Annotated in this window: 16 protein-coding genes; 8 read left to right on the forward strand and 8 right to left on the reverse strand. The window is 47.3% G+C overall.

Annotation, left to right across the window (positions count from 1 at the left end; translation table 11 throughout):
• The first annotated feature begins 108 nt into the window (after nt 1-108).
• The 4 genes from C7460_RS11260 (at nt 109) to C7460_RS11275 (ending at nt 11,651) form a co-directional block, all read left to right on the forward strand.
• Nucleotides 109-2,538, forward strand: a complete 2,430-nt coding sequence (locus tag C7460_RS11260; RefSeq protein ID WP_115868206.1) for an ABC transporter permease — start codon at nt 109-111, stop codon at nt 2,536-2,538.
• Between the two features lie 389 nt (nt 2,539-2,927).
• The gene (locus tag C7460_RS11265) at nt 2,928-4,982 is read left to right on the forward strand and encodes a tetratricopeptide repeat-containing sensor histidine kinase (RefSeq protein ID WP_115868207.1); all 2,055 of its coding nucleotides are present in this window, start codon (nt 2,928-2,930) and stop codon (nt 4,980-4,982) included.
• A 163-nt stretch (nt 4,983-5,145) separates the two neighbouring features.
• Nucleotides 5,146-5,892 (forward strand): LytR/AlgR family response regulator transcription factor, encoded by a 747-nt coding sequence (locus C7460_RS11270; protein WP_115868208.1) that lies wholly within the window; start codon nt 5,146-5,148, stop codon nt 5,890-5,892.
• Between the two features lie 137 nt (nt 5,893-6,029).
• On the forward strand, nt 6,030-11,651 hold the full coding sequence (locus C7460_RS11275) for a LamG-like jellyroll fold domain-containing protein (protein ID WP_115868209.1): 5,622 nt from the start codon (nt 6,030-6,032) through the stop codon (nt 11,649-11,651).
• Nucleotides 11,652-11,777: 126 nt separating this feature from the next.
• On the opposite strand, the gene C7460_RS11280 is transcribed toward C7460_RS11275, so the two are convergent.
• From C7460_RS11280 to C7460_RS11295, 4 genes are read right to left on the reverse strand one after another with little or no spacing between them, the layout of a single operon-like run.
• Complete coding sequence (locus tag C7460_RS11280; RefSeq protein ID WP_115868210.1) at nt 11,778-12,650, reverse strand: bestrophin family protein; 873 nt, start codon at nt 12,648-12,650, stop codon at nt 11,778-11,780.
• A 30-nt stretch (nt 12,651-12,680) separates the two neighbouring features.
• A complete protein-coding gene (locus tag C7460_RS11285) occupies nt 12,681-13,787 on the reverse strand; it encodes a glycoside hydrolase family 3 protein (RefSeq protein ID WP_115868211.1) in 1,107 nt (368 codons plus the stop codon).
• Between the two features lie 22 nt (nt 13,788-13,809).
• Nucleotides 13,810-14,904: an alanine racemase gene (locus C7460_RS11290; RefSeq protein ID WP_170147974.1), complete on the reverse strand. Its 1,095-nt coding sequence runs from the start codon at nt 14,902-14,904 to the stop codon at nt 13,810-13,812.
• Entirely contained in the window at nt 14,879-16,270 is a 1,392-nt protein-coding gene (locus C7460_RS11295; protein WP_115868213.1) for a neutral/alkaline non-lysosomal ceramidase N-terminal domain-containing protein, read from the reverse strand. Before C7460_RS11295 ends, C7460_RS11290 begins: the two co-directional genes overlap by 26 nt.
• A gap of 151 nt (nt 16,271-16,421) precedes the next feature.
• On the opposite strand from C7460_RS11295, the gene C7460_RS11300 reads away from it, so the two are divergent.
• The 4 genes from C7460_RS11300 to C7460_RS11315 all read left to right on the forward strand — a co-directional run bounded on the left by C7460_RS11300 (nt 16,422) and on the right by C7460_RS11315 (nt 18,237).
• Complete coding sequence (locus C7460_RS11300; protein ID WP_147302919.1) at nt 16,422-17,027, forward strand: DUF6962 family protein; 606 nt, start codon at nt 16,422-16,424, stop codon at nt 17,025-17,027.
• A gap of 73 nt (nt 17,028-17,100) precedes the next feature.
• On the forward strand, nt 17,101-17,712 hold the full coding sequence (locus C7460_RS11305) for a thioredoxin family protein (protein ID WP_115868215.1): 612 nt from the start codon (nt 17,101-17,103) through the stop codon (nt 17,710-17,712).
• A 77-nt stretch (nt 17,713-17,789) separates the two neighbouring features.
• A complete protein-coding gene (locus C7460_RS11310) occupies nt 17,790-17,987 on the forward strand; it encodes a hypothetical protein (protein WP_115868216.1) in 198 nt (65 codons plus the stop codon).
• Entirely contained in the window at nt 17,974-18,237 is a 264-nt protein-coding gene (locus C7460_RS11315; RefSeq protein ID WP_115868217.1) for a type II toxin-antitoxin system RelE family toxin, read from the forward strand. The genes C7460_RS11310 and C7460_RS11315 overlap by 14 nt, the downstream gene beginning before the upstream one ends.
• 53 nt (nt 18,238-18,290) lie before the next feature.
• On the opposite strand, the gene C7460_RS11320 is transcribed toward C7460_RS11315, so the two are convergent.
• From C7460_RS11320 to C7460_RS11335, 4 genes are all read right to left on the reverse strand, one after another.
• The gene (locus C7460_RS11320; RefSeq protein ID WP_115868218.1) at nt 18,291-19,829 is read right to left on the reverse strand and encodes a YifB family Mg chelatase-like AAA ATPase; all 1,539 of its coding nucleotides are present in this window, start codon (nt 19,827-19,829) and stop codon (nt 18,291-18,293) included.
• 73 nt (nt 19,830-19,902) lie between these two features.
• Nucleotides 19,903-20,778 (reverse strand): 4,5-DOPA-extradiol-dioxygenase, encoded by an 876-nt coding sequence (ygiD, locus tag C7460_RS11325; protein WP_317127696.1) that lies wholly within the window; start codon nt 20,776-20,778, stop codon nt 19,903-19,905.
• Between the two features lie 9 nt (nt 20,779-20,787).
• Nucleotides 20,788-21,219 carry a GlcG/HbpS family heme-binding protein gene (locus C7460_RS11330; protein WP_115868291.1) on the reverse strand — a complete coding sequence of 144 codons (432 nt, stop codon included), beginning with the start codon at nt 21,217-21,219 and terminating at the stop codon, nt 20,788-20,790.
• 83 nt (nt 21,220-21,302) lie between these two features.
• Complete coding sequence (locus tag C7460_RS11335) at nt 21,303-21,887, reverse strand: Crp/Fnr family transcriptional regulator (RefSeq protein WP_115868220.1); 585 nt, start codon at nt 21,885-21,887, stop codon at nt 21,303-21,305.
• Nucleotides 21,888-22,050 lie beyond the last annotated feature (163 nt).

Consider the following 22,050-nt stretch of genomic DNA (forward strand, 5'->3'; position numbering starts at 1 on the left):
TTCACTCAGAAACGGATAAACCGCATCCATACGGGAAATTGACAGCTTTTATCTTCTGGCATGTAATTCGCACCATGTGGGTATTTTTGGACCTGAAGTAAACAACACATGCTTAAAAACTACCTCATCACCGCGCTGCGCAACCTGAAGCGCAACAAGGTGTACACCCTGCTCAATGTTTTCGGGCTTGCCCTGGGAATTGGTTGTGCCTTGGTCATCTTCAAGGTGATCACCTTTGAGCGTAGTTTTGACACCCACCAGACACATTACGACCACATCTATCGGATCGTCACCAAAAACATCCACGCAGACCGAGTAGACAAAGGCATGGGCGTGCCTCACCCGCTAGGCCCGGCACTGCAAGAGGATTTTCCAGATTTGAAGCAGGTGACCCGCACCGTCTACTTTGGAGATGGTCAGCTCAACACTTATGGTCCTAATGGCGAGCTGCACAAGTTTATGATCGATGAAGGCATCAGTTTTGCGGATGCTAACTTCTTTGATGTTTTTACGGTAGAATGGATCGCTGGGGATCCCGCCACGGCACTGGCAGCGCCTAAAAGTGTGGTCATCGCCCAGCGCGAAGCGCAGAAACTTTTCGGTATTCCAGAGGGACACGAATATTCCGTACTGGGCAAGCTGATCAATTTCAATAACGTAAGGGACTTTAAGGTGACGGGAGTGATCAAAAATCCTCCACAAAACACCTCGCTTCCATTTACTTATATATTTGACTATGCAGGCCAGGAGGGTGAAGTAAACCCCTACTACCGAGGTGGCACCAGCTGGAACATGACCAGCTCCAGTACCAATGCCTGGGTGCTGGTGCATGATGGGTTTGATCCGGCGGCTTTCAATGAAAAACTTCTGCCCTTTGTGGACAAATACCACGAAGAAGGTCGCTCAAAAGAAAGAAACTACCTGGCCCAGCCACTCAGCGAAGTACATTTCGACAAGGAATATGGGGCTTACAAAAAAGCCATCTCTCCTGAGTTTTTATATGCCCTTGCGGTAATTGGCCTTTTCCTGATCATCACCGCCTGCATCAATTTCATCAACCTGGCTACCGCACAGGCAGCCAACCGAGCCAAGGAAATCGGTATTCGAAAGGCTATTGGTGGCATGAGTCACCAGCTGGTCGTGCAGTTTCTATCGGAGATAGCACTTATTACTTTTTGCTCCCTGCTCTTAGCGCTGGCCATTAGCGAGCTACTTTTCAAATCCCTTCAGCAGATCATTGGTCACGAGCTATCGCTCAATTTGCTACAATCACCAGAAACGATACTATTCCTGGGCCTGTTGTTTTTGGTGGTCAGCCTGTTTTCTGGCTTTTATCCTTCGGTGCTTCTGGCTCGGATGAATGCCGTGGCTGCACTCAAAAAGAAAATAACAGGCTACACCCACTCTGGAGGCTTACCACTCCGCAAAGCGCTGGTCATCGCGCAGTTTGTGATTTCACAGTTCCTGATCATCGGAACGCTGGTGGTCTCTTCCCAAACGGACTATTTCATGTCCAAAGATTTGGGCTTTGAGACGGACGCCATACTGACGAGCTACCTGCCAGACCGTGACGAAAATAAAATGGAGCGTTTCCGCAGAGCGCTGCTACAATCTCCAGCAATCAGTAAGGCTGCCTTTGGCCTCAGCCAACCTACGGGTGTTTCAGACTCCCACAGCAATTTCAACTACGACCCTCTGGAGATCGAGCAGGACTATAACGGTAATTTCAAAGCTGTGGACGAACACTACCTGGACCTTTTTGATATTGAAGTAATAGCCGGACGTGGGGTGCAAAAAGGAGATAGCAACCATGTGGTGATCAATAAAAAAGTGGCCGATCTCATGGGTTTTAAGGATCGATATGCGGAAGCCATCGGTGAGACACTGAGCACTGGCTGGGGTGGAGATAAAAAAGTAGTAGGCGTGATGGAAAACTTCCATACCTACTCCCTGGAGCGCGACATGGATTATGTGATCATGCTTCATATTCCACGGATTTTTTACAACGTATCCTTTCAGGCCGCATCCCTGGCCAAAGTGCAAGAGGCACGAGACCATTTCGAGCAAACCTGGAATGCCGTATATCCAGAGTATGTATTGGACTATGACTTTTACAACCAAACCTTGGCTGAAAACTATGAAGAGGTACAAAACATCACCCAACTGCTGAAGTTTTTTGCGCTCATCTCCATACTCATCGGGTGCCTGGGCTTGTACGGGCTGGTAGCCTTTATGGCCATGAACAAAACCAAAGAAATCGGTGTAAGAAAAGCCCTCGGCGCTTCGATTTTACACATCCTCTTGATGTTTTCACGCGAAGTGTTGGTACTCATGAGTATCGCATTCATCATCACCGCTCCCATTTCGTTTTTCACCCTCAATGAATGGCTGGACAATTTCACCTTCCGGATTGCGGTAGGCCCCTGGTTTTTTGTGTGGGCATTTCTAATTACCCTGCTGATAGCTTTGGTGACCATCAGTCATAAAACTATCAGCTCGGCGCTCATCAATCCGGCACATACCCTGAAAGACGACTGAAATTCTAAATAAGCATCCCGGAAAAACTCCCGTTGGTTTAACTTTATTATTTGGAAAGTAGGTAGCGCATTTCGAAAAGCCATAGCTACTCCCCGGAAGCTCACCGCCAAATAATATGAAAAACCTGACTAATGTTGATTTCAATTAGCCTATGAAATCAATAATCGACCGACTCCTGTAAGTAATTATAAGGTGGCAGGGACCCTTATGCAGTGCCCAGGATCTACAAACCCATGGTATTGAAATTTCCGAACCTTAGCACCACCGATAAAAAGACTTTTTCTCATTCAAAGAATTAAAATGTTTATTTTCATCCACGTGATATCAAAATCGCCAACCAAGTAGTCAACTGCTGCTTTTCCATTAATCAAAGTCAACTTCTACGTACCATGAACCGCCTTCTGCCCTTTCTTTTACTCGTCATTTGCATGCAGGTCTCCTTTGGTCAGCAAAAGAGCCAAATAGATAGCCTGAACTTGATACTAAATGACAGTGCCTGCACCAATGAATTGTACTCCAGAGAAGTGTTCCGAACTATTCTGGACAAACTGAGCGATACCAGCTACACTGAAGGTCATGTGAGTGCATTGAAAAATTACGGCACCATGTTGTATTGTCTGGGCAAATCGGATAGCGCTATCTTGTTTTATCGCAGCGGGGCTGAAACTGCACTGACGAATACGAACCTGCTAAGCCTGGCCGGCAAATTGTATAACAACGTCGGCTACCTCTATCAAATGAATGGCGAATATGACTCGAGTATTACAAACTTCAATAAAGCGCTCAACATCGCCATATCAATTGATGATGTATTAATACAGGGCGCTGTGTATACCGGAATAGGAATTGTCCAGCAGCAGACAGGTCAGCTGGATTCCGCCCTGGCCACTTACCTCAAAGCCTACAAGCTGGCCGAAACGAACGACCTCCCTCAACTCAAGGTATTGGCCATGGTAAACATTGCTACCATCCATTACGACCATTTTCCAGAGCGAGTAGATGTCAACGCCTTGCACGAAAACCTCAAGTTTGCCACGGAAATTGGAGATTTAAGACATCAAATATCTTTTTTGGAGTTTCTTGGATACATCGCCTCGGATAGTTCGGATCATAAACAGGCCATTGACTACTTTAATCAAGCGATATTGGTCAACAAGGAACTCAAAGATCAAAATGCACAAGTTCTGATTTTGCAGGGACTGGGCTATGCACATACCAACCAGGGTAATTACGAGGAATCCGCGAAATTTCTGGAAGAGGCGATTCAGATCGCTTCGCAAGGGTCTGGAGCTAATCTTCCCAGACTCTATCTCGACAATACCATCAACTACCTGCGCATGGAGGCATATGATTTAGCGGAAAAAAGTGCTCGTAGAAGTATTGAAGAGGCCGAAAGAATGAAAAATAGTGAGTATTTGGCCCAAGCCTACAAACGGCTGGCCGAGGCGCTAAACGGAAAAGGGGAATTTGCTCAGGCTTATCTTGCCCAATTAGAGCATTCTGAACGCAGCAAAGAAATTTTAGATGCGACCAAATCCAAACAGCTCACGGAAATGGAAACCAAATACGAAACGGAGAAAAAAGAAGCTGCCATAGCTTCCTTATCCAAAGAAGCCCAAATCCAAAACCTGAAACTAGAAAAACAACGCTACGGACTGGTTTCGCTGGCAGTCTTGATAGCAATCATCATCGGAGGAAGTGTACTCGGGTATCGCCAATACCAACTCAAACAGGAACGCAACCTGAAGGACCTGGAGCTATCAGAAACCAAAAAACGACTGGAGATCGAGCAGCAATACCGAAAATCTGAACTCAAAGCACTTCGATCCCAAATGAACCCACATTTTGTGTTCAATGCGCTGAATTCCATTCAGGAGTACATCATGCTCAATGAGAAAAAGCTGGCAGGTAAATACCTGGGCAAGTTTGCAGACCTGATGCGTACATACCTCAACCACAGCCAACAAAAATCGGTGACCGTGCAGGAAGAGGTGGACGCACTGAAACTGTATTTGGAGTTGGAAAAATTGCGGTTTGAAGACGAGCTCATCGCTGAAGTGAATGTGAGCCCGACGCTGGACCCTCATCTTACAGAACTCCCCGCACTGCTCGTGCAGCCTTTCGTAGAAAATGCCCTCAAACACGGACTGCTACATAAAAAAGGGCTTCGCAGACTTGAGCTTACGTTTGAAGGAGATCAGGAAAACCTTCGTGTATTGGTGCGTGATAATGGGATAGGCAGAGAAGCTTCCCAAAAAATCAATAGTCGGAAACCAGGCAACCATAAGTCTTATGCTACCGGGGCGATTCAGGAGCGCATCGATCTGATCAATTTTGGTTTGAAAAACCCCCTGGCCGTAGACATCCAGGACTTGAAAACCTCAGATGGCCTGGCCGATGGCACGCTGGTTACTATTACGGTCCCATTAGACGCTTTTGGATAAGGTAGAGCAACCCGTTTGGAAATCGAAAGCGTGATTTGGGAAAATGACCCGATAGTTCCTCCTAAATGTAACCTAACCTTGAGTGGCGAATATCAGCTGCGCTATTCAGCTTGAATCATTAAATTTATCATTCGCCGATCTCTTACGCTAAAAGCAAGGCCTTATGAAAGTAGTCATAATAGATGATGAGCTCAAAGCGCGCAATCTGCTGCGTGTCCTACTTGAGGAAAATTGCCCTCAAATCACCGAAATTCATGAGGCCTGCGACTTGCCATCGGGTGTGGCCAAAATCAATAAAGAAAGTCCTGACATTGTGTTTTTGGATATTGAAATGCCGGGCTATTCCGGCATTCAAATTCTGGACTTTTTCACCCCGGATCAGATCACCTTTCAGATTATTTTCACTACGGCCTATTCCGAATATGCCATCAAGGCCTTTGAGCTAAACGCCATAGACTACCTCCTCAAACCACTCCGCGATGAGCAGCTGGAAGTTGCCGTGAATAAGGCCATCACCCAAATAGATAAGTCCAGAGTAAGTGAGCGATTGGAGGAACTCAAAAACACTTTGCATGTCAATAATATTCGAAAAATAGGGTTGCCGGTATCCAATGGAGTGCTATTTGTCGCTTTGGAAGAGATCATCATGATGGAAGCCGACAGGATGTATACCCGAGTTTTTACCCGATCATCCGGTGAGCTTTTGGTGAGCAAGCCACTCAAGTTTTTTGTGCAGCACCTGGAGCAAATGGTCGAGTTTTACAAACCACACCGCTCCTATCTCATCAACCTGAAACACATCAAGCAATATGTCAATCAGGACGGTGGTTACATCATCATGGACAATGAAAAGTCTGTGAATATCTCCAAAGACAAAAAAGATGAGTTCTTTGAAGTGATGAATCACTAAAAAACCAGCAGAACAGCCAGAGCAGGCGGGCCTTTCGGAAACTGAAAACCCACCTTCGGAAATTGACATAAATTTCTGCTAATAGTACAAAGCATTTTTGATGTACCGCAATAAAGCGCCTACATAATAAAAATGCTATGAAACGAATTTACCTGACTTTGCTAGTCCTTTCGCTTTTTTACCTGGAAGGATACAGTCAATGCACCACTCCCCTCCAAAATCTGGTAGAAGACTTTAACAACCCACCAGATCCTAATGACCGCACCATCCTTCCAGATTGCTGGACCACCCACTTCACAGCACCCTACAATGGCCGTGAAAGAGGCAGTATTCAAGCCTACCAAAGTAAGTTGCTCATCAACTCCACCTACGGAGGCATTGCCATTACTCCTATCGTAGAAAATATGGACGGCACCCTTTCTTTCAAAGCCAGAAAGGAATACTCCGGAAACGTATCGTTGGAAATGGGCTTTTTCAGTGGCAATACCTTCACCAGGGTAGAGCTATACACCTTGTCTGGCACAGAGCAGACATACTCCTATGACTTTGCCAATTTCACAGGCTCCAAATCAAACCGCATAGCCTTTAGGCACCTATCCAGCAATGGATCGGCGGTAAACCTCACCATCGATGATGTGGAGTACAAAAGCTTTTGTGCACCTCAAGCGGCACCCACACTAATCGCTAAGGATATCACCACCTATTTGGATGCGAGCGGGAACAGCATCGTCAATCCCGCTTCCCTGGATGATGGATCGACGGACGATTGTGGAGAGCCCATTGTCAACTTTAGCCTGGACAAATCGCTTTTTACCTGTGATGATCTGGGTGCAAACAGTGTAACGCTTACGGCCACTGATAGTGAGGGCAACACATCTACTGCCACCGCCACCATCACCGTCTTACCTACCATCGAGCCCGGCTTTAGTACCTACCTGAGCTTAGATGCCAATGGCGAATACAGCATTCCGGAGACCTCACTACTGAGTTCGTCCACCACGCAATGCGACGCTGTGACGTATGCAGTTTCAAAAACCTCGTTCGATTGTACTGATCTAGGTAGCGTAGAGATCGCTATCACCGCTTCATTCAATGGCGAAACACATACCGTGACCAAAACGCACTACATCATCGATGAGCTGGCACCAACGCTCGTCACCAGACTTGCAAATGTACCCGTAGACCCAAGTACCGGGTTTGCGACAGTGACTCCAGATATGATCGATGATGGATCATATGACAACTGCGGGATCACATCTCGCGAAGTGCAGCCTTCACGCTTTATGTGTGGTGAGCTAGGGCCCCAACAAGTCCGCTATATCCTCAGAGATAGCTCCAACAACACTACTTTCGAAAATGTCACGGTAAACATTACGTCATTCATTCATGATTTAGCCATCAGCTCTGATGCCACACCAGTCTGCTTCGATGGAACTTCCACGGCAGAGGTGACCATCACCACCGATACCTCCGAAACGGGAGTCAACTACTACTTAAGAAAAAGTGCTGATAGCAGCGTAGTAGATGGCCCTATAGCCGGAACAGGAAGTGCCTTAAGCTTTTCAACGGGCAGCGTGTCAGAACAGACCTCTTTTGACATCTACGCCGAAGTTCCATTTGATGGAAACGCACTGTCGCTTCCTTCTGGAAGTGAGTATTTGGCAGTAGCTACGCCCAATGATTTTGATTACTCAGAAGGCTATACCTTCTCCGCATGGGTCAAAGAAACGATTGGTGGACATTCGTCTCACTACAATACGCTCTTTTACGCTGGAGGTACCACCGGCAGTGACATAGAAATCTACCAAAATGCTTCTACAGGTGCAATCACCGTACTTCACAACCGTGGAAATGGTGCTACTACCTCAACAGTTTCTTTTCCAAAAGAGGCACTGCCAAGTGATGAATGGACACACCTGGCCATCACCTTCGACGGTACCTATGCTACCATCTACTCAGGAGGCACCTATTTTGGGACTGCTACTATTGACCCACCAGTAAAAAGTGCCGGTAGTGAGCTTACTTTCGGTTTTCTCAACAATAGCTCCTTCCCGGGAAGTCAAACATTTAATGGGAAACTTGACGACATCAGAATCTATAAAGCTACACGGATGGCAGATCAACTCGAAAATGATCTGTTGACCTGTGGTACCCCTGATGACACGACCCTGGTATTGCACTACGATATGGAAAATCTGAACGGCACGGTGATGACCGACCAGGTAAATGCTACGCCGGCTCAGATCATAAACAAAAGTGCCAACGGAGGATTGGTGAGTGATGCCGCACTTTCCTGTACCTACACATGCAACAGAGTCATGCAGACCCGAGTGTTGGTAGGAGATACGGAGGCGCCTACAATAGCGGCAAAAGACACTACGGTAGCCTTCGATGAATATGGCAACGTAGCGATCACTCGAGAAATGGTCATCGCCAGCATCAGTGACAACTGTACGGACTCTACCAGCCTGGATGTGAGTTTCGCTCCAAGATTTTTGAGTTGTGACAATATTGGAGACAATCTGATAGCTATCAACGTTACAGACAGTGCAGGCAACAGCACGAGTGCAACCGCCACTGTGACGGTAACCTCCGATGTATATGACATTACGCTCACGGCTTCTGCTACCAACATTTGCGCAGTAGGAGATAGCGTCACCATCATTACCAGCGGAAGTTCCCAGGGGCTACAGTACTCCCTAAGAAATCACCAGGACTCATCTGTAGTTGCCGGACCTGTAACAGGAAGTGGACAATCGATCAACTTTTCTACTGGTGCCATCTCGGAAACCTCCACCTATCACCTGGTCGGAGAAACATCAGCTGCTGAAGGCCGAGGGTTAGCTTTCGCCAAAGGAGAAGAATACTTCCTTTCGCAAAACGACGTGACCTTTGACTACAGTAAATCTTATACCGTAGAAATGTGGGTCAATGCTCCCTTTAGCAGCTCAACGACCAATTCACTTCTGGGCATAGCCAATAGCTCGACGAGCGATCTTGAGATTTACGTACAAAAAAGCTCTCGCAAACTGACTATTTCACATGGTAGGATAAACGGATCCACAGTCACCTACTACCAGTATCCTACACCGCCTGTCAACCAATGGACGCACATCGCTGTGAGCTATGATGGCAACTCCAACAGCTTGAAGGTTTACTATGATGGCGTAGAGCAAACTCAAACACTTGCCTATCGACCCAATGCTATGGTCAACCGTGGACCATTCCCAATTGCTGTAGGAAGAATCACCACGTTTAATGGTACCAACGTGAATTTCAGTGGATCTATGGATGAAGTACGGCTATGGTCTACAAGTAGAACACAAGCTGAGATAGTAGCCAATAAGGACATCTGCCTGAGTGGTCTGGAAGAGGGGCTGGAAGCCTACTATCCGCTGAATGAAACCAGTGGCATGGACGTCACCGATAAAGCAGGCAACCTACATGCCGAACTCCAAAATATGGATCCTGAGACAGTATGGGGTGCAGAATCCACAATTACCTGTCAGGGATGTACCTATCAGATGCCTGAGACCATTACTATCACCGTGGGTGATACAGAAGCGCCTACAGTAGTCACCAAAGACATCACGGTAGTACTTGGAGAAAGTGGTACAGCCACTATTACCCCTGATGAGGTAGACAATGGCTCCGAAGATAATTGCACAGCTACAGCATCTTTGACTTTCACTTTGGATAAAGCCTCTTTTGACATCAATGATCTCGGCGCCAACACGGTGACACTCACAGTAGCGGACGAAAGTGGAAACTCTGCATCGGCCACCGCAGAAGTCACGGTATCAGACAAGGAGTTACAATCAGCATCTTTCAGTGAAATCCCTACCCTCACCTATGGTGATGTTAATTTTGATGTATCGGCGCAAACCAACAGTGGACTTGCCGCAACCATATCCATTGTACGTGGAGGTTTGGAGGTAGCATCTAGCACCTCAGAAGCTACCACACTGAGCATAATCGGGGCTGGTGAAGCCACCATTCGTGCGAGCAATGCTGGCAATGACCAGTACGCTCCTTTGCAGTATGACACCACTGTGACCATACTCAAAGCAGATCAGGTACTCACTGTAGAACCAATTGCGGATCAGTCTACACTGTCAGATAGCCTGGTTATTGAAGCTGAAGTGAGCTCAGGGTTACCGCTGACGTACGGCATCTCTGGTCCGGCTACCATTAAAGACTCCATCATCATTCTGGATGGCACCGTGGGTCTGGTAGAGGTTACCATCAGCCAGGCTGGAAATGACAACTACAACTCCGTGAGTCAATCGCTTAGCTTTAATGTGGTTGAAAAAGACGTGCAGACGTTCACATTTACGGGTATTCAAGATCGCACATTTGGAGACGCAGATTTTAACATCACCGGTACTTCCGATCAGGGACTCGATCTGGAGTATAGTGTGCAAGAAGGACAAGTAACCATCGTTTCCACCGCGAGTCGAAATGGATCGCAAGCGTTGATTCGCATAGATGGAGCCGGACCAGCGACCATCCTGGCCTCCAACCAGGGTGATGATACTTATGCGCCTTTTGCGCAATCCCTCTCATTCAATGTGAACAAAGCTGATCAGGTCTTGACAATTGATCCAATACCTAATCATTCGCAAGAGAGTGGAGCTATAACTGTGGTAGCTTCTGTAGATACCGAACTACCACTCAGCTACAGCGTATCAGGTCCGGCAAGCATCAGCGATAATGTCATTACATTGGATGGGAGCCTCGGCACGGTGACGGTGACGGTCACTCAGGTGGGTAACGACAACTACAATGAAGTAAGCGGAACGGTTTCATTTGAAGTAATCGAAAAACTCGCTCAAACCATAAGTTTTGCAGCGCTAGACCCCATTACTTACGGGGACGGAGGTGTCACGCTTTCAGCCACGGCAAGCTCATCGCTACCGGTCAGCTTTAGCATCATCAGCGGCCCAGGCACAATTACCGCTGGTAAAGCGACTACTTTGGTGCATTCGGCAGCAGGCACCATACGAATTGCTGCGATCCAAAAAGGAGACAACTCCTACCTGGCTGCAGATACGGTGTTTCAAGATCTAGTGGTCAATCGTGCAATACTTACAGCTACTGCAAATGATGTCACCTACACCTACGGAAGCAAACCACCACCATTCCAGATCTCCTATTCAGGGTTTGTAAATGGTGAAAACAAAGATGTCTTACGAGCAGAGCCTACACTCACTGCACCAGCAAGTCCTGATGCAGGCACTTACACGATCACACTTGCTGGCGGTGAGGCTGACAACTACAGCTTGCAATTACAAAGCGGCACACTCATCGTGGAGCAAGCAGAGGCTCAAATCACCATTACTGACTTGGAGTTTACGCACGATGGTACGGCTAAGTCTCCTACTGTGACTACCAATCCGGAAGGGCTTAACTATACAGTGACGTATAATGATGAGGCCGAAGCCCCAGACGCGGTAGGTACCTATGCAGTAGCAGTGACGATCGACGAGGTAAACTATTTCGGTAGTCAAACCGCGACCCTCACAATCGCGACCCTACTTGGGGTGGATCATGATATCTTTCAAATCTATCCAAACCCATCATCAGGTAGCTTTCAGGTGACAAGCAGTAGTCAGGAAACTGTGCAGGTTTACGACCTCACAGGTCAGCTGCTGCGGGTTGCTAAGACCAACGAACGTATCGATATAACTGATCTACCGGCTGGTGCCTATCTGATACGAGTAGGTAAAAAGGAAATGCAAAAGTTGATTAAGAAATAGCACTAAGGCGGCTAATTCTGGAGAAAAAGTTTCTCCAACCATTAGCAAAAACCGGCCTCCATTGGAAGGCCGGTTTTACTATTTTATGTCTGGTACAGAAAGGTTTAGATAGAAAAAGCTGATCGCCTAATCCTGCAATATCTCCCGGATATTCTTTTTGATCTTGAGGGCCAGATCGTTGAGCGGCAGGTCATTGATATCGGTACCAAATGGGTCTTCGATTTCCTCTGAAATCAGCTCGATACTTACCAAAAAATAAAACGCCAGCATCACCAAAGGCACCGTCCAGTAGTGCAGCTGCCACATAAAACTGATGGGCAAGGTGATGGCGTAGATAAACAGAAATTTTTTGATAAACATACTGTAGGAATACGGAATAGGCGTGCTCTTGATCCGCTCGCAGGCTCCTATAATGTCTGTAAACCCTTTGATCTCCTTATCCAAAATAAACAGTTGCTCTGCGGTAAGTTTGCCTTCATTTCGGCATTTCATCACCCGCTCGTAGAGTAGCTTATTGATCATGTTTGGCCGGTGCTTGCTGGCAATGATCCGCTGTTTGTTTTCCTCAGTGATGGGGTCCATCTCCCCTACCAGTATACTGTCTCTCAGGTGCTCTTTCATAGCAAAAGCTACATTGGGAACCATGCGGCGAAAAAACTCCCGATCCTCTTTAGCATCCTCTGGTAAAAAAACGGAAAATTTGATCGCCAGCTGGCGGGTATCATTTACCAGTCGCCCCCAAAGTTTACGGCCTTCCCACCAGCGATCATACGCCGTGTTGGTTCTGAGTACCAAAAACAACCCTAAAATCACCCCAAGAATAGAGTGAAAAGCAATCGTACCTTCATAATGAAAATCGAACACGTCGATCACTAGAAAACACAACAGCGTGGTAAACAAGCCTACAAAGAGCAGCAGCGGAAAAAGTAGCTTGATCACATAGCGGCTGTAGACATCAAAGATTAACGAAAACCAGGATTTAGGATTGTATTGGATCATTTATAGGCTAGGTAAGTTGAAGGCTTTAGGCTAATCGGTCAGTTTCAGGTCCGCTTTCAATTTCATGATTCGGTCGTATGACTTGGCAATCCGATCAGCACTAATATCTCCATTTTTAATGAAATTCTTTATAATGTTATGAATTTGATCGGCTGTAACCAAATCATAATCAGGCACATTGTTGGCAAAAAGTAGGATATCTACTCCAGCGTTTACTGCTTTTTTGATGGCATCTTCCAGCCCATACTCCTTACTGATGGCTTTCATCTGCATATCGTCAGACACTACCACGCCATCATAGCCCATAAAACCACGGAGCACTCCTCCTATGATTCGGTCTGAGAGCGTTCCTGGCAACTTACGCTCATCCATCACTTCATTTACAATGTGGGCAGTCATCACTGCGCGTACTTTGCCCGAGTCCATCAGCATCTTATAGGGCAGCAGCTCCCGAAACCTCCAGGTACTCGAAACGTCGGTGAGACCCAGGTGAGAATCATTACGTGAGCTCCCATGCCCTGGAAAGTGCTTTACTACAGTAGCCACACCAAACAAATCATGGGCCTCTACCACCTTGGCTGCATGCGTAGCTACCACCGCAGGATCCGGTGAGTAAGACCTCCCAATCTTTCCAATCACCGGATTCTCGGGGTAGACGTTCACATCTACCGAAGGGGCAAAGTTCATGTTGATGCCCAACCCATACAATGCTCCAGCCGTCTGCTCAGCATAAAATTCAGTGCTGTCGGTGTTGTTGAGCTCACCCAGGTATTGCGCCGTTACCGTTTTCGGAAAACCATACTTAGGCTTGAGCCGATTGACACGGCCTCCTTCTTCATCGATACCTACAAACAAAGGTATGTTTGAAAGTGACTGAGCATAACTGAGCATATCACGGAGATTCTTCTCCGTATTTTTACTGGCCAGGTTTTTCTCAAACAAAATCACACCTCCTACTTTTCCTGATTGGATGTCTTTAAAAACCGGGGCTTTCTTATCCAGTTTATTGAAATCTCCCATGCCTATCAGAATCATTTGCCCAATCATGTGATCAAGGGAATCCAGCTCTTTGGCCTGCTGAGCCATGCTGCTTGCCGTTAGCGCAAGCGCAAAAAATAAAGTTATTGTTCTTCTCATAGTAGTCGTATTCTATTCCTTTTCAGGATTTATTCCATTTTTCTATAATCGTGCCATCCAGCGCCTGATAGTGCGGCTGTATATCTGCAGTGAGGCAACTATGCACAGGTAAAATTCCTACCAGATCGCCTATTTTTAAAGCCTGCACAAACTCCTCGCTGGCCTTAATGATACCATGCTCCTGAGACAATCGGTCTACGCGTGCAAGCGGAAAAGAGTCCCACGACCGTCCACTTAGCGCAACTACTTTGCCAAACACATTTTCTCCTAACTCGCTAATGGATTCTTTTGCGAAATGCACACCGCCACCATACACGACCACTTCACATCGTTCTGGATGTATGGCCACTACGGGGCAAACCATGCAAACGGCAATCTCTGCCAGAGTACATGATCCAAAATAATGCTGCATGACATCATAAAACACAAAGTTGCCCGGGCGCAGCTCATCTATTCCCGGAAACTCATCCAGCAACGAACACGAAGGAGTGTCTCCATAAGAGATAATTAGCTCTTCCTGCCCTATTGCCTGCTTTACTTCCATGAGTTGTTCGATCGCATGATCAAACATCACCCGGGCAGCGTGAGCATCCAGTGGTTTATAGGTATGTCCGGCATGGGCCAAAATTCCTTTTAACCGATGTTTGGGATTGGCAGAGGTTGCGAGGTGGTTGATCAGCTCCACATCGGTCGACGAGATGCCCGTGCGGTGAGTGCCTACATCTACTTTGATGTAGTAGTCCAGCTCAGCATCTACATGTGCGTTGAGATGATCCAGAGCCTCTTTTGATACGATGGTTACGCTGAGCTTGCATTTGTTTGCCAGCTCAGTCATTTCCTCATATTCGAGAGGGTTGTAGGGAAAAGCAATCAGGAGATCTTCCCAGCCTGCATCGGCAAAATACTTCGCCATGCCCACAGAAGATACCGTAGCCTTATCAATACCTTCATCACGGATCCATTGCGCTACAGTAGCCGACTGGTGCGTTTTGAAGTGCGGCCGCAGCGAGGATCCATTATGCCGTGCTTTGGCCAGCATAGTGCGCAGGTTGTGGCGGACTTTGCGTTCGTCTACCAGCAGCGTGGGTGTCTTAATGTCCACTTTTTGTTCGTTCATTCCTATATCCGGTCTGTGCCAGAGCATTGAGCACTCTAGCGATAGTTTCTGAAAGGTAAGTACCAAAATCAGGGCCATACCAGCTCATCGTGCGAGCTTCGTATTTGGAGAGGTCATACCATTTTTCATGGATGGCATAGCCTGCATAGCCCCCGTTGAATGAGGTGATCACCAGCTGATAGCCCAGAGCTCTTGCCTGCTCGTACAGCGGCACCGCCAGCTCACCAGAAAAATCACAGGGGAGCCCGATAAAAATTGTTTCACCCAGTAAAAGTACGGAAATATCATGGCTATAGCTGCCAAAAACACTTTCGAACACCCAGGGTCGCAACGCCAGGTTTTTAGAAAGCTTGAATGCAGGCCGGCGCAGAGGAAGCTGCAAACGAAAAGCATTTAGCACCAGGGAGTCCTTGGGTGCTGACATGAGCATGCTTCCCAGCTCAATTTGATTAGAAAGCGTTTCCGCCATGACGTCTACATTAGCCTGTGGATCTGGCAAACCGGTGTTGAGCCCCATGCTAGCCATAGCTCCGGCCCCAAAGGCTGCAAAGCTTGTCAGACTATCTGCCAAAAGTTCATCGACTAGTGCTGAGGGGTAATCCCCGCTGAGCTGCCGGTTATCCGGACCATAGCAAGTGGCATGCGCCGAATAAAAGGCAAGCAATCCTTTCTCCTGCCCGCTGGCTAGTGCGATGACTTTGAGCCAGGGGTCTTTGATACCTTTTTCTTTTACCAATCGATTTTTTACGAGCTCCTCTACTCGTAGCTCCACAGCACCGAAGTGCCCGGGCGCCAGGTCTTTTTCGGCAGCTGCCAAAACCTCTACGAAACGCTCTGCCAAAAAGTCTACCAGGTCTGCATCATAAGCCCCGGCAAATAATTTGCCCACAAGGCCAGGCGCCCAACCTCCGGGTCCGCTATGGGTATGGGTGGCAGTAAAGTATAGGTCCTCAGGCTGCCATGGGGCTGGTAGTCGCTCATAGATTGCCTGGGCCAATTCTGGGTGGACGATCAGCAAGTCTGCAAAAAACAGAGCAACGCGGCGATGACCGTCCGATAAAACCACTGCTTTTGCAAAGGTAGAATCCATCACATCAGTCATGAGCTTTGGGCTCCGTGCTCCGAATCCCGCCAAAGGCACCTGACGACTGGGCGTAATGCTCACCGAGGCCCATCCAACCTTTAATTGACCTCCTACAGTTGGGGGACTGTATGCTGCTGCCAGTGAGTCAAGGCGTTGGTTCATTTCGGTATAGAAAGGAAGCTCCTCGTATGGCCTTCGGTCTACCGGGGTTACCGTAAGTGTGAGCAGCACGGTAAGCAAGATTATAAAAACGGCTAAAATCTTTAGAAGAGATCGCAGCATTTGTTGGGCATAATTGGGATGTGGTGGCAAGATAAAGAATAATGTTTTGACGAAGTTTTATAGTTTCGCCCCCAGATCATCTCACAATAAATTGGAAAAAGTAGCTTTTGAATTTTTGGGCCTGTCCCTCCTCGAACCCCTCAGTACCCTGATGAACTGGGTACTCGCCACCCAATGTTTTATCTTTTTCCTACGGCTAAGAGGCACAGAAAACAAGTTCCAAAAATACTGGTCCTGGTTTTTTCTGGCTTACACCATTTCGCTGATTTTTGGAGGGTTTTCACATTTATTGTACAACTATACCGGTATGCTGGGAAAAATCCCCGGCTGGTCTGTAGCGGCAATAGGTATAGTAGCAGCAGAATCAGCCATGTTGCTGGATGTTCAGGACCCCAAGAAGCGACAGATGCTGCTCACGGTAGTGCGCAGTAAGCTCTTTGCCACTTTTATGCTCCTGATCATTGATCTTTCCTTTAAATGGGTGATGGTGCATACAGCCGGTTTTTTTCTGCTGGCAGGCTTGCTGTCATGGAGTAGGTTTAAAGAAGGTCAGACGAACTATAAATACTTCCTGTACGGCATGGCGGGGCTCTTTGTAATGGCTGGAGTGAAAGTAGGGCAGGTAGACATCCACCCGGCGTGGTTTAACCGTGACGATATCGCCCATGTGATCATGCTGGGCATGTATTACTTGTTTTTCCTGGGAGTGAAGGGTTATGGCACGAGCCCTAAGAGCGCCCAGGCGACAATTGAGTAACGTCTCGCCCGTATTGGCAACCAAAAACTGCAGGTTCCGATTTACTTCGTAGACTTTTTACGAAATAGAAGCAATGGAACTTAAAAATATCATCAATGCCGCACTCAATCAGTCCATGTCTTATGCCGAATACATGGAGCTGATGGAATCTCTGACCCTTACGGGGAAAGCCTCTGGCCCGAAGCAAACGGAAGCGCTGGTGAACTACACCAAGCTCAACAAACAGCGCATGACCAGGCTAGTCAAAACCATCTCCCTGGATGATGCCGCACGTAAAAAGGTAGCGAAGGTAAATGCTCCACAAACGTGGCTGATAATTACCGAGAGCTGGTGCGGAGATGCTGCCCAGAGCCTGCCGCTGATCGAAAAGCTGGCTGCTGCCAATGAGCTGATCAATACACGCTATGTACTGAGAGATGAAAACCTGGAGCTCATGGATCAGTTTCTGTTCCGTGGAGGGCGCTCCATCCCCAAGCTGATCATGCTCGATGATTCCTTTGAAGTGATCGACACGTGGGGCCCACGACCACAAGCCGCACAGATGCTGTTTGACAACTGGAAAAAGGAAGAAACGCCCAGGCCCTACAGCGAGTTTTCTGTAGAGCTACAAAAGTGGTACCTCCAAGACAAAGGGCAGTCCACCTTTGAGGAGATCAGTGAGAAGTTGGTGGATTGTTGTGTGTAGGAAATGCAAAAGTCTTTGCTTTTTTGAAATTTCTTGAATCAGATTTCAGTTATATTTAAGTATATAATATTCATATTATGGAGGGAATAAACTTTCTGACCAACGAAAATAACGAACGAGTCGCCGTTCAAATTAATCTAGATACACACGGAAAACTGTGGGAAGACTTTTACGATTGCCTGATCGCCGAAAACAGAAAAAATGACGATAGACTACCATTCGACGAAGTAGTTAGTGACTTGAAGAAAAGTGGTAAATTGGATGAATCTCTATAAGATTACTATTACCAGGTCGGCAAGCAAGGAATTAAAAAAACTGCCCAGAAAAGTAAACAACCAATTAATCCCCTTAATAAAAGGTTTAGCTATTGATCCTAGACCTGCAAGTTCGAGTAAGCTAAGAGGAAACAATCAATATTGGCGAATCAGGTCTGGGAATTACAGAATCATTTATTCCATTGATGATCATGTTCAGATTATTGATATCATCAAAATCGGTCATCGAAAAGACGTCTATCGCGATTAGGTGCTTAACCTGAAATTAATGGGAAGTCATTTATACTATCCCCCACGACACCATCACCCGGCCCAGCCTTCTCGATCCAGGCTTCGGTACTGAATTGCTTCTGCCAAATGTTCAATCTGAATATTTTCGCTGCCCGCCAGATCGGCAATCGTACGCGACACTTTCAATATCCGGTCGTAAGCGCGTGCCGAGAGTCCCAGCTTTTCCATAGCCGTTTTCAGTAGCGCCTTACCTGCAGCATTGATTTTGCAGGTTTCTTTGGTGATGGTGGAGCCCATCATCGCATTGTTAAAGATTTCCGGAGTTTCTTTAAAGCGTTCCTTTTGGATCTCGCGGGCATTTACCACGCGTTGGCGGATGTCCAGGCTAGATTCTGCCTTGCGATCGGCGGTCATCTGATCGAAAGAAACAGGCGTGACTTCCACATGCAGATCGATCCGATCCAGCAGCGGGCCGCTGACTTTGTTGAGGTAGCGCTGCACCACGCCCGGTCCGCATACACATTCTTTTTCGGGGTGGTTGTAGTAGCCACAGGGACATGGGTTCATGCTGGCCACCAGCATGAAATTGGCGGGATAGTCGATGCTTACCTTAGCACGAGAAATGGTAACCCGTCGTTCTTCCAGCGGCTGGCGCATCACTTCCAGTACTGTGCGCTTAAACTCCGGAAGTTCATCAAGAAACAGCACGCCATTATTAGCCAAAGAAATCTCTCCCGGCTGAGGGATACCTCCTCCACCTACGAGTGCTACATCTGAAATGGTATGGTGTGGCGATCGAAAAGGTCGGTGAGCGATCAGTTTTCCATTTTCGCCCAGCTTACCCGCTACCGAATGAATCTTGGTCGTTTCCAGTGCTTCGTGAAGAGACAGTGGGGGTAGGATGGATGAAAGCCTCTTTGCGAGCATGGTTTTCCCAGCACCCGGTGGGCCGATCATGATGACATTGTGGCCTCCTGCCGCAGCGATCTCCATCGCGCGTTTGATGTTTTCCTGCCCCTGCACGTCAGCAAAATCGGACTCTATATGGTCCAGGTCATCAAAAAACACGTCACGCGTATCATAAAGCAGTGGTTTGATGGGCGCAGTACCGTCCAGATGCTCTATGGCTTCTTTGATCGTTTCTACGCCAATGATCTCCAGGTCATCTACTATGGCCGCCTCCGATGCATTTTCCTTGGGCAGGATAAATCCCTTAAAACCCTGCTTGCGCGCCTCGATGGAAATGGGCAAGGCGCCTTTGATAGGCCGCAGGATGCCATCCAGAGACAGCTCCCCCATGATTATATAGTTTTCCAGGTCAGGAAAGCTGGCTTGCTCTGATGCATGCAAGATCCCCAGTGCTATGGGCAGGTCATAAGACGAACCTTCTTTTTTGATATCAGCGGGAGCAAGGTTGACCACCACCTTTTGCCGGGGCATTCGATAGTCGTGGTATTTGAGCGCAGACTCCACGCGCTGTTCACTTTCCTTCACGGCAGAGTCTGGCAGTCCCACCATGTAAAAGCGGGTACCTTGCCCCACATTTACTTCGATGGTGATTTTGTAAGCATTTACGCCATATACGGCGCTTCCATAGGTCTTAGCGAGCATGGTTTCTAAATTACCATATTCTCAAACAACTGTGAAAATAAAATTTAGCTTTGGCTCTGCTGGGATGTCTCTTTTAGGCGTTTCCGCCTATCACAAATGACCTCATGGCCATAGAACCCATCTCTATGGTTTCGTTGAAAAAGCTTACTGGCTCATCCTTTTGCTGCAAAGCCAGGGCATATAACAATGGCAAATAATGCTCGGGTGTAGGAATGGCCAGGCGAGCTTCCGGGCTGAGCTGCTCAGAGCGCTGTAGCAAATCATGGGTGCCTTGTTGAATGTAGCTTTTGACTTGCTCATCAAAATCTAGCGCCCAGTCATAAGGTTCATTGGAGTCCCATTTTGCTGCGCGTAGATTATGTACAATGTTGCCACTCCCTACGATCAACACACCCTTTCTTCGCAAACCTTGAAGCTCCTGAGCTAATTGGTAGTGCTCCTTTGGCGAAAGCTGTGTATCCAGACTCAATTGAAAAACCGGGACGTTGGCCTCTGGAAACATTTTGATCAAAACCGACCAGGTGCCATGGTCCAGTCCCCAGTCATGGTCCTCCTGGACGGAACGATTTTTTACTGATGATATCACCTCACGAGCTAATTCCGGAGCTCCAGGGGCGGGATATTGCACCTCAAATAGCTCTTTGGGAAAACCTCCAAAATCATGGATGGTACGTGGAGCGGATGACATAGTAACATACGATCCTTTGGTCTCCCAATGAGCCGACACACAAAGTACGGCCGTGGGCTCTAGTCCTTTGGCCATTTGGCGCCAACCACGGGTGATCTCATTTTCTGTGATCGCGTTCATGGGGTTTCCGTGGCCTACAAATAGTACAGGCATTAGTGGTGATTCGGGGAAATGACGCGCTATCCCGGAGAGTGCTTTGAGGCTAGTGCCCATTGCCGGCACCACTGCCAGGCTTTTAATAAAATCTTTTCGTTTCATCATGGTTCCGGTTTAAGGTTGAGCTATAAAATTGAAGTGATTCAATGCATAAAGTGCTGCGGACTCGTCATTTTGTGGCGTGTCTCCACTCACACCAATAGCACCCAGCAGGTCTCCACTAACATTGCGAATGAGAACGCCTCCTCTAGTAGGCACTACCCTACCGGCAGAAGCATTCATCAATGCATGCACAAAAGACTGAGAAGTGCCTTCTGCGGCTGTGAGCTCACTATATACACGAGTACCCATTCCCAGCCCCAATGCTCCCCAGGCTTTTCCAAATGCAATTTCATACCGTAAAATACCCGAACGCTCATGTCGCAAAATGCAGAGTGGATGCCCTCCAGTATCTAAAACGGATACAGTTAGCGGGTGGAGCTGACGATCCTGCCCATACTGCAGCACTGCCTCGCAGAGCTGCTGAGCTTCTTTTAGTTTTAGCATATCCTGATTCATTTGATTGACTCAAAATTCGCCAGGCACATTGCCAAAAACATTCACCTATGTTAAGTAATCTATTCGGACTTTCAAGAACTGGACTGTGCCATTTGCTTGCGGATACGACTCAAGGACTGTGGCTTGATGCCCAGGTATGAAGCGATGACATGCTGTGGAATTCGGTGAATGATTTCCTGATTGGCTTTGAGCAATTGAAGGTAGCGCTCCTCTGCACTGCTGCTGTAAATGCCTGCTATGCGTCGCTGCGACTGTACATAGCCATTTTGTATCAGTATCCTAAAAAAACGTTCCAATACAGGAAGCTGGAGACAAGCCTCCTCAAATGCTATTTTACTGAGTAAAAAGCCACTGGTGGGTTCTAAAGCTACAATGTCGTAAGAAGAAGGAGCTCCTGAAAACAAACTAAAGAGATCTGTGGTCCAATAATCCGACAAAGCAATTTGGATGACATGTTTCTCACCCTTCTCGTCTACACTATACGTGTAAAGAACCCCTTCTGTAATGAATGCCATGTGACGAGCTACTTCGCCTCTTCTGAGCAGGTAATTGTTTTTTGACAACTCAAAAGGGGTCATAAAACCCATAAACACTTTAAAATCGTCCTCTGACAGGTTTGTTTTGGACTTTATGTTTTCAAAAAGCAACTGAGACATGGTCTTGAGATCTGAAGCTCAAACATATAAAAAGAACACCGGTGGCAACCCCTTTTGTCTCAGATTGATGAGTGTTTTGGCTATTTGGCTGCCAGTAGTTCTAATTCTTTTGACCGAAAATCCAGTACTGTACCCACACCATTCGTAACTGCCGATCCATTCA

This window comes from Marinoscillum furvescens DSM 4134, assembly GCF_003386095.1.
GTDB classification, from domain to species: domain Bacteria; phylum Bacteroidota; class Bacteroidia; order Cytophagales; family Cyclobacteriaceae; genus Marinoscillum; species Marinoscillum furvescens.

Bases quoted from the DNA above. Each gene is read 5' to 3' on its own strand.
- C7460_RS11260 (WP_115868206.1), top strand. From the start codon at position 109: ATGCTTAAAAACTACCTCATCACCGCGCTGCGCAACCTGAAGCGCAAC.
- C7460_RS11265 (WP_115868207.1), top strand. From the start codon at position 2,928: ATGAACCGCCTTCTGCCCTTTCTTTTACTCGTCATTTGCATGCAGGTC.
- C7460_RS11270 (WP_115868208.1), top strand. From the start codon at position 5,146: ATGAAAGTAGTCATAATAGATGATGAGCTCAAAGCGCGCAATCTGCTG.
- C7460_RS11275 (WP_115868209.1), top strand. From the start codon at position 6,030: ATGAAACGAATTTACCTGACTTTGCTAGTCCTTTCGCTTTTTTACCTG.
- C7460_RS11280 (WP_115868210.1), bottom strand. From the start codon at position 12,650: ATGATCCAATACAATCCTAAATCCTGGTTTTCGTTAATCTTTGATGTC.
- C7460_RS11285 (WP_115868211.1), bottom strand. From the start codon at position 13,787: ATGAGAAGAACAATAACTTTATTTTTTGCGCTTGCGCTAACGGCAAGC.
- C7460_RS11290 (WP_170147974.1), bottom strand. From the start codon at position 14,904: ATGAACGAACAAAAAGTGGACATTAAGACACCCACGCTGCTGGTAGAC.
- C7460_RS11295 (WP_115868213.1), bottom strand. From the start codon at position 16,270: ATGCTGCGATCTCTTCTAAAGATTTTAGCCGTTTTTATAATCTTGCTT.
- C7460_RS11300 (WP_147302919.1), top strand. From the start codon at position 16,422: ATGAACTGGGTACTCGCCACCCAATGTTTTATCTTTTTCCTACGGCTA.
- C7460_RS11305 (WP_115868215.1), top strand. From the start codon at position 17,101: ATGGAACTTAAAAATATCATCAATGCCGCACTCAATCAGTCCATGTCT.
- C7460_RS11310 (WP_115868216.1), top strand. From the start codon at position 17,790: ATGGAGGGAATAAACTTTCTGACCAACGAAAATAACGAACGAGTCGCC.
- C7460_RS11315 (WP_115868217.1), top strand. From the start codon at position 17,974: ATGAATCTCTATAAGATTACTATTACCAGGTCGGCAAGCAAGGAATTA.
- C7460_RS11320 (WP_115868218.1), bottom strand. From the start codon at position 19,829: ATGCTCGCTAAGACCTATGGAAGCGCCGTATATGGCGTAAATGCTTAC.
- ygiD (WP_317127696.1), bottom strand. From the start codon at position 20,778: ATGATGAAACGAAAAGATTTTATTAAAAGCCTGGCAGTGGTGCCGGCA.
- C7460_RS11330 (WP_115868291.1), bottom strand. From the start codon at position 21,219: ATGCTAAAACTAAAAGAAGCTCAGCAGCTCTGCGAGGCAGTGCTGCAG.
- C7460_RS11335 (WP_115868220.1), bottom strand. From the start codon at position 21,887: ATGTCTCAGTTGCTTTTTGAAAACATAAAGTCCAAAACAAACCTGTCA.